This window comes from uncultured Empedobacter sp. (genome assembly GCF_937930195.1).
Lineage (GTDB): Bacteria > Bacteroidota > Bacteroidia > Flavobacteriales > Weeksellaceae > Empedobacter > Empedobacter stercoris.
On the sequence record NZ_CALGVK010000092.1, the window covers coordinates 1 to 12,585 of the forward strand.

Below are 12,585 nucleotides of genomic sequence, written 5' to 3' on the forward strand. Positions count from 1 at the left end.
TCTAACATCTAACATCTAACATTTATAACTCCGCCAAAAACTTTAGTGTATCTATATTATCAGCGTAATCGGTTAATTTCGGGAATTGTGTTTGTCCAAAATTAACATAATTCGGATTGTCTTTCATATCATTTCCAACCACACATTGTATTTGATCTTCATTTTCTCTCAAAAAGTTTTTAACTTCATTTATGTCTTGATAAACTTCAAAATTTATCACAGCTATCGCAGAATGCAAAGAAGTATCTTTTTTCATCATAACAAAATTATTGTCCAAGAATTCATCTTTTCCTAATAAATAAATGGCACGATTATAATCGTAATTATTCGCATACTTCGGATGATTGATGATGTCGCCCCAATGTAAAATAGCTTCATAAACTCTATGCAATTGTGCTTCATCTTTTATATAAAGTTTGGTTACATTACGACAGCCTAAACCAAAATAGATGAACAAATCGTTTCCTAATTCTTTTAATTCTTCTTCCGTTTCTGTACCATTCAAAACCGCAACAGAAGTTCTGTTTTTACGAATAATGTTCGGTACTTTTCCAAAATATTGCTCAAAATAACGTGCTGTATTGTTACTACCTGTCGCAATAACTGCATCGAAATCGACTAAACGTTCAATTGGTTGAATAATTGATTTGAAATTTTCGTTTAACGAATGAAGAAATTTAATCACAAATTTCATTAATTTATCATCTTTCGAAGATGTTTTAATCAAGGCATTATTTCCAGATACAACAACAGAAAGCAAATCATGAAAACCGACCAAAGGTAAATTTCCTGCCATGATAATTCCAACATTTTTTGGCGTATCCGTAAAGGGATAATTTTTTGTCCAAGCCAATAAATGATCAGTCGTCAAAGCTTCAGCCCAACTTTTCAAGGCTAACATAATATTTTCTTTTGTAAACCAATTGTTGTAGGCTTCTGCATCGCTAATTGTATAGTCTATTTCTTCTTTCCATTTTCCGAATTTTTCTGTTAGTTCGTTGTCTTTAATCGAATCATTATTTATAATAAAATTAAAAAACTGTCCTAATTCGCTAAATGCTGAAATCCTTTGTTCAAATGTCATTTTTTCTGAAAATTAAATGTAATTTTGTATTTGCAAATGTAGGAAATAAAAAAACAGATACAATGGCTATAATTATTACAGATGAGTGTATAAATTGTGGAGCTTGCGAACCAGAATGTCCAAATAATGCAATTTATGAAGCTGCGGTAGATTGGAAATATTCTGACGGAACTTCTCTAACAGGAACTATTGTAAACGTAGACGGTGTTACTTTTGATGCTGATGCGGTACAAGATCCTGTTAGTGATGAGGTTTATTACATTGTTCCAGATAAATGTACTGAATGTAAAGGTTTCCACGAAGAACCACAATGTGCAGCGGTTTGTCCTGTGGATTGTTGTGTGCCTGATGATAACCACGTAGAAAGCGAAGAACGTCTTTTGAGTAAAAAAGCGTTTATGCACTTAGAGTAAAATCGTCACAACTTTACATATAAAAACCTCAAGTTATAAGCTTGAGGTTTTTTTGTTTATATTTTTTTGGGCAATCCCTTCGGGTCGGGCTTTACGTTGCAATCTTTTTCTAAAGAAAAAGGATTTCCACTACAATCCCTATTGCGAATTTTGCTAAACGTATACTACCTACAATATCATTATGAATATCTTCTTTTTCTAATAAAGTAACCAATTCCACCTAAAAGCGCAATAATAAAAGTCGGAACAATTAAATTAATCATTTGCCAAGTCGATTTCTCTTGTAAAACAGTTGTTTCACTCAACAACGGAATTTCTAATTTACGATTTCGTAAAGCCAAGAAATCAGCATCGCCTAAAAGGTAATCCATCGCATTCATCACAAAAGTTTGGTTGGCGTATGTTTTTGGCTTTCCATCTGGATTGTCTGGACGAACCGAAAATTTATTTTCTCCCAATTGCATTGGAATGCCTCTCCATAAAGCATTTTTTAAGACATCTCCATCCGAAATAACAATCATTTTTCCATCTGTTGCTTTTGGTTTAAAATTCGGGAATTCTTTGCGTTCGTATCGTGATGCATAAGCCGAATTAAAGTTTCCTTCTACTAAAACAGCCATCGGAATTTTACCCATTTTAAATTCTTCGGGATTTTCGATGTCTACTTCATTTAGTTCAATGTAATTTAATGCAGGTTTCAAACTCGATTGTTCAGAAGTACTTAATAATACAGTCTGTTTAATATTCGGATTTTTTAACAATTCGATTGGATTCGCAAATTGAAATAAAACAGGATCAATTGAACTTGTAATGGGATTTTCTTCACCTTTTATTCCCAATTCGAAATAAGGCCAATTGTAATAATTGTAACTTGTGTTTCCTGCTGTTTCACCATCTGCCAAAACAATTTGCGCACCATTCATGTCTTTGATTACCGCAGGATGAATACGTACACCATAATTAAACAAGAAATCATTCAATTTCAAATCTCTTGGAAAGGCAACTATTTTTCCACTTCGAAAAATAGAATCCATTTCGGCATCAACTGTTTCAACAGCCATCATCATTTTTCCTCCATTCATGATATATTGATCCAAAACCAATTTATCCATATCAGAAAAAGGTAATGTTGGTTTAGCAACAATCAAGGCATCAAAACGTTTCAAGCTATCCAAGTCAGATGGTTGAAATGAGAACGTTTTATTTACAATCGGATTTAGGTAGACTTCTACGTCGTATTTCTCCGATAAAGCAGTTCCTAAACCTTGAATATGAACTTCTGGTAATTCGTCGTGATGAACGATAAAACCAACTCGTTTGCGTTCGAAATTTGTTGCTTTCTGAATTTTTTCAGCAAATAAATATTCTAATTTTTCTGTTGAAGCTAAGGCTAATTGCTCAAATGGAGTAGAAGGATCGTTGACCAAAACCTCCATATAAGTAGAATGATCATCGTATGTTAATTTGGCATAAGGATAAACATTCAATACACCTTTGTCCGTTTTAATCGGAACAGGCGTTAATCTATTTTGTTCCAATTCCGTTTGACCTAAATCGATAGGATCAACAAAAGAATAGGTAATATTGCTATTTTTTTCGCGAAGTTCGTCTAACAAAAATTGAATTTCGTTCTTCAAAATTCTGTAATCGCCTGTTAAATCTCCACCCAAAAGGATTTCAATTTTAAGCGGTTGTTTTACATTTTCTACTAATTTTTCGGTTGTAGAAGTTAAGGTAAAACGTTTGTCTTTCGTCATATCAATTCGTGTATAAACAAATTGAGCGATGACAAAAAGTGTGATTAATGCAACGAAAGTAATTAGATGTTGTTTGTTTAATTTTTTCATGGCACTATTTTTTATGTTCAAGATTAACAATTGAAATTTGATTTAGGATTCCAATTAAAATCAAAAAGTAAAGTAAATCTCGGGTGTCAATAATTCCTTTCAAGAATTGGTTGTAATGTGTAAAACTTCCAATTTTTTGAACATAAAAATCCATCGATCCAAGTAAATTATATGACGCTAAACTTTCGAATCCATAGAAAATGATGAAACAAAAGAAAACGGCTAAAACATACGCCATTACTTGATTTTTTGTGATTGATGAGGTGAATAAACCTATCGCAGCAAATAAACTTCCTATCAAGAAAAGCCCCAAATAACCAGCGTAAATAGTTCCGTAATCTAATTCTTGTTCAGGCATCAAAAACTCTTGTAACGTAATGGTGAACAAAAAAGTTGATAGTAAACAGAAAATAACAATTGAAACAACTGCTAAATATTTGCCCCAAATAATTTGATTTTTTTTTATAGGTAGTGTGAATAACCACAATAAAGTGCCGTTTGCGTGCTCTTCTGCAATTAGTTTCATCGTTAAGGCTGGAATCATAAATAAGAAAATCCAAGGCGCTATAAAAAAGAAACTACTTAATGAGGCATTTCCTGTATTAAAAACATTGAATTCGTTATCGAAAAACCAAAGAAATAATACCGAAACGATTACGAAAGTAGCGGTAGCTAAATAAGCAGTGAAGCCTAAATAAAAATTGGAAAATTCTTTTTTGAAGATTGTCCACATATTACTTTTTATTATTACGATTAATTAAACGCACAATAAGCATAAGTATTACACCAGAACCAAAGAAACTGATTATAGACCAATACCAATATTCTCCAAACATCGATTTTTGAATAACGGCAAATACGATAGAAAACAGTAAAATTGTTGCGACTTCATTCATCATTCGTAATTGAACAGAAGTGTATTTGAAAATGTTGTTCTGAATTTGTTTCAATGTTCGCCAACACCAAAAATGGTAAATTAATAAAACACTCACCATTCCCAATTTACTTTTCATCCATGGCAAGTGTAGTAAGCCTTGATTCTTGTAAAGCATATTTAGTCCCATTGTCACCAAAATTATCAAAGCTGGAACTGTAATTACATTCCATAGTTTTTTTTCCATGAATGTATATTGATCCTGCAAAATAGATTTTTTCGGTTCTTCCATTTGTTGTGTTTCGGTGTGATAAATCATCAAACGAACAACATAAAACAAACCAGCAAAGTAACTTACCACGAAGATAACGTGTATTGCTTTGTAAATAAAATAATTATAGGGTTCCATTTAATTTTCTAACTCTCTTTAATTTCTCTGCGTTAATTTTCAAATTCAATTGTAATTGTATCATTTTTCTTTAATCCCATTAATTGATTTGCTCCTCCCGAAATAGTTGGGTTACTTTTGTAAAGCGTAACTTCTAAGAAACCAGCCGAATTGAACAAACACAATGTACGACCAAAAGCTTGTACCTCTTTGTTGAAATCTTGTACCACTTCATGGTAATGCTCGTAAATGACCGTAATATCTGTCATCGAAAAATCTTTTTGACGTAATAAGATTTTGAATTTTCTATCTTGCGCCATTTCATCAAAAAACTCTTTCGAAATATTTGTCACAAGATTCCCAAAATGATCAATATAAATCACATTACCAATGATAAATTTATCATCGCGGTAAATAGGATTTAATTCGTTCAGTTGTTTCATTTCTGTTCGTTTATTCCCTAACAAAGCAGGAACACCACCGCGAGCCAAATGACAAGCAACAGGGACAAAACAGTTTTTCATTGGGAACAAACTATCAATTCCTTCAGGATAAGCTGTGATTTCGTAAATTTCTTCAGGTTGATTTTTTTGACAAATCAATGATAAAATTCCGTTATCTGCACAGATAAAATAATGATGATTTATCAAGGCGCAAATTGGTTTCTGAAAAGGTGTGCTTAATGCATTAATTCCAACAATATGAATGGTTCCTTCTGGGAATTCTTCGTAGGAATTACGAATGATGTAAGCTGCTTCAGCTAAATCGTATGGATTAACATGGTGTGAAATGTCTACAATTGTAACATCGGCCAATTCTTTTAGAATTGCGCCTTTAACGCTAGAAACAAAGTAGTCTTTGACTCCAAAATCCGATGTTAATGTAATAATTGCCACTATTCTGTAATAATTAGCAAATATATTGTTTATTATTCTTTATTTTTGTGTAAATGAACCAAAAAAACAATCTCATTTGACAGAAATTAACATAGAATTAGCGGAAATTAATGCGCAAGATTTTTATGGTGCTAATAATGAACATCTAAAAAGAATCAAAGAATATTATCCAAAACTGAAAATTGTTGCTCGCGGAAGAGAATTAACAGTCTTTGGAAATGAGGATGTTCTGAAAATTTTTGACCAAAAAATGCAACGAGTTATTCAGCATATTCACAAATATAATCGACTATCTGATCGTGAACTTGAAATTATCATGACCGAAGATAATAATGAAATGCTTCAAATGAAAAAAGAAGATGAAATCATTGTTCACGGTGTAAATGGTAAAATGATTAAACCTCAAACGCCTAATCAACACAAATTAGTGCAAACGGTTTATAATAAAGATATGGTATTTGCGATAGGTCCTGCCGGAACTGGAAAAACCTATACAGCAGTTGCCTTAGCTGTACAAGCGTTGAAGAATAAAGAAGTGAGACGAATTATCATGACACGTCCTGCAGTGGAAGCTGGCGAAAATTTAGGTTTTTTACCAGGCGACATGAAAGATAAGTTAGATCCATATTTACAACCATTGTATGATGCGTTAAAAGATATGATTCCGTTTGAGAAACTTTCTACTTACACCGAAAAAGGAGTGATAGAAGTTGCACCTTTGGCATTTATGCGTGGACGAACATTAGATGATGCTTTTGTAATTTTAGATGAAGCTCAGAATACAACTTATGCGCAGATGAAGATGTTTTTGACGCGTATGGGGAAAAATTCTAAGTTCATAATCACTGGAGATCCTGGTCAAGTTGATTTACCTCCAAAACAAAAATCTGGTTTACGTGAAGCGATTAATATATTGAAAGACGTAAAAGATATCGGTTTTATTTATTTAGATGATAAAGATGTTGTTCGACATAAAATTGTTCGTGAAGTCTTGAAAGCTTATAAAATAAGCGAAGACAAAGAACGCGAGAAAATAGATATCAAAAAGTAAATCAAAAAGCCAATTGTTTGCAAACGCAATTGGCTTTTTAATTTAATACATTCGTTTTTACTTACCGCTTCTTACATCCACTGATTTCGATCCAAACTTCGATATTGAATAGCTTCGCTGATATGTTTAGAAAGAATAGTTTCAGAATCGTCCAAATCTGCAATTGTTCGCCCAACTCTAATAATTCGATCATAGGCACGAGCAGAAAGATTTAATTTTTCCATCACCACTTTGATTAAATTTTTGGAATGTTCGTCCAACTCACAAAAAGCATCTAATTCTTTTGGTCCCATTTGCGAATTGTAATGAGTTTTTGAATTTATAAATCGTTTGGTCTGAATTTTTCGTGCATTAATCACACGATTTCGAATTGTAGCACTCTTTTCTCCACGTCGTTCTTGTGATAAATCATCAAATGGAACAGGATTAACTTCGATATGTAAATCGATTCGATCCAATAAAGGGCCAGAAATTTTGTTCATATAACGTTGCATTTCTGTTAGTGTTGAGGTGTTATTCGGATCATCCATGAAATAACCACTTGGGCTGGGATTCATCGAAGCGATTAACATAAAACTTGCAGGATAATTCACGGTGAATTTTGCTCTCGAAATAGTTACTTCTCGATCTTCTAAGGGTTGTCGCATAACCTCTAAAACTGTACGTTTAAACTCAGGTAATTCATCCAAAAATAAAACCCCGTTATGTGCCAAAGAAATTTCTCCGGGTTGAGGATAAGATCCTCCTCCAACCAAAGCTACGTCAGATATAGAATGGTGTGGAGATGAGAATGGGCGACTTACAATCAACGATTTGTTGGATAATTTTCCAGCTACGCTATGAATTTTGGTCGTTTCCAATGCTTCGTTAATTGTCATCGGTGGAAGAATCGAAGCAATACGTTTTGCTAACATTGTTTTTCCACTTCCAGGAGGTCCAATCAAAATAATATTATGACCACCAGCTGCGGCAATTTCCATGGCGCGTTTTACATTTTCTTGTCCTTTTACATCTGCAAAATCAAACGGATAATTTTCAATTTCATGAAAAAAAGCTGCGTTCAAATCAACTTGATGAGGTTGCAATTCGATCTCGTGATTGAAAAAGTGAACAACTTCCTGTATATTTTCAATGGCATAAACATGAATGCCTTCTACGACAGCTGCTTCATCGGCATTTTGTTTGGGTAAAATAATTCCGTCAAAACCTTCCTCTTTTGCTTGTATTGCAATCGGTAAAGCACCTTTTATAGGACGCAAAGAACCGTCAAGAGAAAGTTCTCCCATCATAATGTAGTTTCCAACTTCTTCAGATTTTATTTGTTCCGATGCAGCTAAAATTCCAATTGCAATAGGTAAATCATAAGCAGAACCTTCTTTCTGTAAATCGGCAGGAGCCATGTTAATGGTGATTTTTTTTCCAGGTAACTTTAAGTTACAATTTTTTAATGCTGCATTAATTCTAAAATTACTTTCTTTGATTGCACTATCGGGTAGACCGACCAGATGATAACCAACACCTTGATCGATATTTACTTCGACAATAATGGTTTGAGCGGAAACACCGAAAATAGCACTTGCAAAAATTTTTACCAACATATCTTATTTTTTTATAAATTTACTTCCTTTTTCTAATTAATAAAATAGATAAAAGGACTTAAGTATTTAATAATTAATTAAATGAAAACACTTTAGTGTTTAATCTATATGAAAAAAGAAAAATATTCTTTTGAATTTGATCGATTCGAAAATAAAAATGAGCTTGAGGCTGAACAAAAAAAAGTAGTTGATCAAGCTTTAGAAATCTCTCATCAAGCCTATGCACCTTACTCTAATTTTAAAGTTGGTGCCGCGGTTCAATTAGAAAATGGAGAAATTTTTTCGAGTTCAAACCAAGAAAATGCTTCTTACCCTGTTGGTGCTTGTGCTGAAAGAGGTTTGTTGGCTTATGTAAATGCAAACTTTCCTAATATTAAAATAGAAAAATTAGCCGTTTCTACACCAAATGTCAACTACCCATTACCGCCCTGTGGAATGTGTCGTCAGTATATTTTAGAAATCGAAAAGAAACAAGCGCAACCAATCGAATTAATCTTATCCGGAAACGAAGGTGAAGTTTTAGTGGTTAATTCTGCTAAAGATTTGCTCCCATTGCATTTTACAGATGAATTTTTAGGGTAGCAATTTTGCACACTAAATAGATTAGTTTAAATTTGTTCCAACGGAATTGTGCAATTATGGAAAAATTAACGCAAGAAACGTACCTACAATGGTATCGTGATATGACTTTTTGGCGTCGCTTCGAAGATAAGTGTCGTTCATTATATTTAAAACAAAAAATTAGAGGTTTCTTACATTTATACAATGGACAAGAAGCTTTACCAGCTGGTTTTATTCATGCAATGAAGCCTGGTGTAGATCATGTGATTACAGCGTATCGTTGCCACGTTTGGCCAATGGCTTTGGGAGTAGATCCTAAGCGTATCTTAGCCGAATTATGTGGAAAAGAAACAGGAACATCTCATGGTTTAGGAGGTTCTATGCACGTTTTTAGTAAAGAACATAATTTTTATGGTGGACACGGAATCGTAGGTGGACAGATTCCATTAGGAGCAGGTATTGCTTTTGGTGATAAATTCTTCAACCGCGATGGTGTAACAATTTGTTTGATGGGAGATGGTGCAACTCGTCAAGGAACATTACATGAAACATTTAACATGGCGATGAACTGGAAATTACCAGTAGTTTTTGTGTGTGAAAATAATCAATACGCGATGGGTACTTCTGTTTCTCGTACAGCTAACCATGAAGATATTTGGAAATTAGGTTTAGGTTATGAAATGCCTTGTATGCCTGTAGATGGTATGGATCCTGTAAAAGTTGCGGAAGCTGCTTACGAAGCGATTGAAAGAGCGCGTCGTGGTGATGGACCAACTTTCTTAGATGTTCGTACATATCGTTATAGAGGTCACTCAATGTCAGATGCAGAACCGTATCGTACAAAAGAGGAGGTAGAAGAATACAAACAAGAAGATCCAATCTTGAATGTAGAAAATCATATCTTAGTGAACAATTGGGCAACGAAAGAACAATTGGATGCAATTGTTGATGAAGTAAAAGTTTTAGTAGAAGAATGTGCAGAGTTTGCAGAAAAATCTGACTATCCTCAAGAAAACGTAATGTATGATTATATCTATTCTGAAGAAAATTATCCATTTTTAGATAAAATCGAAAACAACTAAAAACCATGGCAGAAATTATTACAATGCCTCGCTTAAGCGATACAATGGAGGAAGGAACTGTTGTAAAGTGGCACAAAAATGTAGGAGATAAAGTAGCTGAGGGAGACATCTTAGCAGAAATCGAAACAGATAAAGCAATCCAAGAATTCGAATCTGAATTTGATGGAGTACTTTTATATCAAGGAATAGCAGAAGGTGTTTCAACAAAAGTTGATGAAATCTTGACTATTATTGGTCAAGAAGGTGAAGATATTTCAGGCTTAATCACTGCTGGGAATTCTACAAATGAAAATAAAGTGGAAAAAGAAGAAATTAAAGAATCTCCCAGCTCTGAAAAATCAACCGCTCAACCTACTGCAGCAATTCCTGAAAATGTTGAAGTAATTACAATGCCTCGTTTATCGGATACGATGGAAGAAGGGACCGTAGTTGTTTGGCACAAAAATGTAGGAGATACAGTTGCTGAAGGAGATATTCTTGCAGAAATTGAGACAGATAAAGCAGTACAAGAATTCGAATCTGAATTTGACGGTGTTTTATTGTATCAAGGTGCGAAAGTAAACGAACCAGCTCCAGTGGATACGGTTTTAGCAATTATTGGTGAAGCGGGTACTGATGTTTCTGCTATTGTAGCAAATGGTGGTAAAAATGCAGCTCCTACTACTGAAATTGTAGAAGAAGATGAAAAACCAGTTGTTGTACAGTTGGATGTAAACAATAAAGTAGAAGAGACAACTTCTTCTGATAGAATTTTTGCATCTCCATTGGCAAAAACAATTGCAAAAGATAAAGGAATTAATTTAGCTGAGGTAAAAGGTTCTGGAGATAATGGACGTATCGTGAAAAAGGATATCGAAAATTATCAACCATCCGCACAACCAAAAGCTGAACCAAAATTTGAAGTTGTTAAACCTGCTCAAGCTTTTGTTTCTGGCGAAGATAAAGTGATTCCAAATTCTCAAATGAGAAAAGTAATTGCAAAACGTTTAGCAGAATCTAAATTTACAGCTCCTCATTATTACTTAAATATTGAGTTAGATATGGATAATGCAATTGCTGCGCGCAAACAATTAAACTCGGTGCCTGATACGAAAATTTCATTCAACGATATGATTGTGAAAGCATGCGCAATAGCTTTACGCAAACATCCAGCGGTTAATTCAACTTGGACAGATACAGAAATTATTCAGCATGGAGACATCAATATCGGTGTGGCAGTTGCGGTAGAAGATGGTTTATTAGTACCTGTTGTTAAAAATACAGATCAAAAATCATTTGCTCAAATTTCTGCTGAGGTCAAAGATTATGCAGGTCGTGCAAGAGATCGCAAATTAAAAGCAGATGAAATGGAAAAATCTACATTCTCTGTTTCAAACTTAGGTATGTTCGGAATCGAATCATTTACTTCGATTATCAATCAACCTAACTCTTGTATTTTATCTGTTGGTGCAATCATCGAAAAACCAGTTGTAAAAGACGGTCAAATAGTCGTTGGTAATACCATGAAATTATCTTTAGCTTGCGATCACCGAACAGTGGATGGAGCAACAGGAGCTCAATTCTTACAAACATTAAGAATGTATATCGAGAACCCTGTAACTATGTTAGTGTAATCATTATATTTATTATATGTATAAAAGACCATTCATCGAATGGTCTTTTTTTTGCAGTCACTTTTCTAATTTGTATCTTTATTTTTTAAAATCATTGGATGAAGCAACTCATATTTTACTTCAATATCATAAAGCAAACGATTATCGAATTTGGTGAAGATCGAATAATGAAACTTAGTGCATCACTTACTTATTATGCTTTATTTTCGCTTTCTCCTCTTATATTGATTGTCATTTCGAGTGCAAGTTTATTTTTTAAAAAAGATGCCATCGAAAACAGAATGTATTATGAATTAAAAAATATTGTTGGTCCAGATGTAGCCTTAGCTGTTCAAAACTTTGTGGCGAACTCTACCATTTCAGGCGATAGTTCACTGGCTTTATATATAGGTATCGGAATTTTAGTCTTTGGTTCTACCACTATGTTTACCGATATGCAAGATAGTCTCAATCTTATTTGGCGTGTCGAGGCGGTTCCTCGTCGAGCGTGGATCAAACTTGCAATCAATCGCGGACTATCTTTTCTGATCATTCTTTCTTTAGGTATCGTGTTAATTGGTACTGTTATTCTCAATAGTGTTTTGGTGTCGTTTGGTGAAGAAATCTTCAGTCTTTTCGAGCTCGATGCAATAATGACCAAGACAACCGTTATTCTTCTTAATAATACGTTGAGTATTTCGATTTCAATTTTGATTTTCTACATCCTTTTCAAAATTCTACCAGACGCACGTATCAAAGCAAAACCAGCTTTTGTTGGAGCAGTATTCACAGCTATTTTATTTTTTATCGCAAAATACCTAATCGGAATTTACATCGCCAATTCCAAATATTCTTCCATTTTTGGCTCAGCAGGTTCACTTGTTATTCTGTTATTGTGGATTTATTACGTGGCAACCATCCTATATTTTGGAGCGAAATTCACAAAAGTTTTCGCTGAAGCCAAAGGTTACCCAATCATTCCGAAGAAAAATGCTAAACTTAGAAAAGTATCGTTTATTGATCATCAACTCGATAAAAAAGATTATGAAAGTATAGATTAGTGACTAATTTATTTCGCTTCGCGAAACCTTTCCCGAGTTCATAACCCAAAAGTAGCCGCTGCCCATTTGCTTGATTCAGCAAATCGTCACCGCCTAATCATTCCATGCAGTGAAAATACAAACCTCGCGCGCAATGAG

General features: G+C 33.9%; 12 protein-coding genes. 6 read left to right on the forward strand and 6 right to left on the reverse strand.

The window, feature by feature from the left end; translation table 11 throughout:
- Nucleotides 1-22 precede the first annotated feature (22 nt).
- Nucleotides 23-1,084, reverse strand: a complete 1,062-nt coding sequence (locus Q0616_RS05910) for an acyl-CoA reductase (RefSeq protein WP_298775777.1) — start codon at nucleotides 1,082-1,084, stop codon at nucleotides 23-25.
- A gap of 62 nt (nucleotides 1,085-1,146) precedes the next feature.
- On the opposite strand from Q0616_RS05910, the gene Q0616_RS05915 reads away from it, so the two are divergent.
- Nucleotides 1,147-1,497 carry a 4Fe-4S dicluster domain-containing protein gene (locus Q0616_RS05915; protein WP_171623537.1) on the forward strand — a complete coding sequence of 117 codons (351 nt, stop codon included), beginning with the start codon at nucleotides 1,147-1,149 and terminating at the stop codon, nucleotides 1,495-1,497.
- A 179-nt stretch (nucleotides 1,498-1,676) separates the two neighbouring features.
- Here Q0616_RS05915 and gldG read toward each other — a convergent pair whose 3' ends face one another.
- Genes gldG through Q0616_RS05935 form a run of 4 tightly spaced genes read right to left on the reverse strand, consistent with a single transcriptional unit; the run spans nucleotide 1,677 to nucleotide 5,502 of the window.
- Entirely contained in the window at nucleotides 1,677-3,344 is a 1,668-nt protein-coding gene (gldG, locus tag Q0616_RS05920; protein ID WP_225542794.1) for a gliding motility-associated ABC transporter substrate-binding protein GldG, read from the reverse strand.
- Between the two features lie 4 nt (nucleotides 3,345-3,348).
- The gene (locus Q0616_RS05925; protein ID WP_286496605.1) at nucleotides 3,349-4,077 is read right to left on the reverse strand and encodes an ABC transporter permease subunit; all 729 of its coding nucleotides are present in this window, start codon (nucleotides 4,075-4,077) and stop codon (nucleotides 3,349-3,351) included.
- A 1-nt stretch (nucleotide 4,078) separates the two neighbouring features.
- On the reverse strand, nucleotides 4,079-4,627 hold the full coding sequence (locus tag Q0616_RS05930; RefSeq protein ID WP_171623540.1) for a CopD family protein: 549 nt from the start codon (nucleotides 4,625-4,627) through the stop codon (nucleotides 4,079-4,081).
- A gap of 32 nt (nucleotides 4,628-4,659) precedes the next feature.
- Nucleotides 4,660-5,502 (reverse strand): SAM-dependent chlorinase/fluorinase, encoded by an 843-nt coding sequence (locus tag Q0616_RS05935; RefSeq protein ID WP_171623541.1) that lies wholly within the window; start codon nucleotides 5,500-5,502, stop codon nucleotides 4,660-4,662.
- 76 nt (nucleotides 5,503-5,578) lie between these two features.
- On the opposite strand from Q0616_RS05935, the gene Q0616_RS05940 reads away from it, so the two are divergent.
- The gene (locus Q0616_RS05940; RefSeq protein ID WP_171623542.1) at nucleotides 5,579-6,553 is read left to right on the forward strand and encodes a PhoH family protein; all 975 of its coding nucleotides are present in this window, start codon (nucleotides 5,579-5,581) and stop codon (nucleotides 6,551-6,553) included.
- Nucleotides 6,554-6,624: 71 nt separating this feature from the next.
- On the opposite strand, the gene Q0616_RS05945 is transcribed toward Q0616_RS05940, so the two are convergent.
- Nucleotides 6,625-8,151 carry a YifB family Mg chelatase-like AAA ATPase gene (locus Q0616_RS05945; RefSeq protein WP_171623543.1) on the reverse strand — a complete coding sequence of 509 codons (1,527 nt, stop codon included), beginning with the start codon at nucleotides 8,149-8,151 and terminating at the stop codon, nucleotides 6,625-6,627.
- Nucleotides 8,152-8,259: 108 nt separating this feature from the next.
- Between Q0616_RS05945 and Q0616_RS05950 the strand changes: the two genes are divergently transcribed.
- The 4 genes from Q0616_RS05950 (at nucleotide 8,260) to Q0616_RS05965 (ending at nucleotide 12,447) form a co-directional block, all read left to right on the forward strand.
- Nucleotides 8,260-8,733, forward strand: a complete 474-nt coding sequence (locus Q0616_RS05950) for a cytidine deaminase (RefSeq protein WP_171623544.1) — start codon at nucleotides 8,260-8,262, stop codon at nucleotides 8,731-8,733.
- Nucleotides 8,734-8,789: 56 nt separating this feature from the next.
- Entirely contained in the window at nucleotides 8,790-9,794 is a 1,005-nt protein-coding gene (pdhA, locus tag Q0616_RS05955) for a pyruvate dehydrogenase (acetyl-transferring) E1 component subunit alpha (protein WP_171623545.1), read from the forward strand.
- Between the two features lie 5 nt (nucleotides 9,795-9,799).
- Complete coding sequence (locus Q0616_RS05960; RefSeq protein ID WP_286496606.1) at nucleotides 9,800-11,407, forward strand: pyruvate dehydrogenase complex dihydrolipoamide acetyltransferase; 1,608 nt, start codon at nucleotides 9,800-9,802, stop codon at nucleotides 11,405-11,407.
- Nucleotides 11,408-11,505: 98 nt separating this feature from the next.
- Nucleotides 11,506-12,447, forward strand: a complete 942-nt coding sequence (locus tag Q0616_RS05965) for a YihY/virulence factor BrkB family protein (protein WP_171623547.1) — start codon at nucleotides 11,506-11,508, stop codon at nucleotides 12,445-12,447.
- Nucleotides 12,448-12,585: the final 138 nt, after the last annotated feature.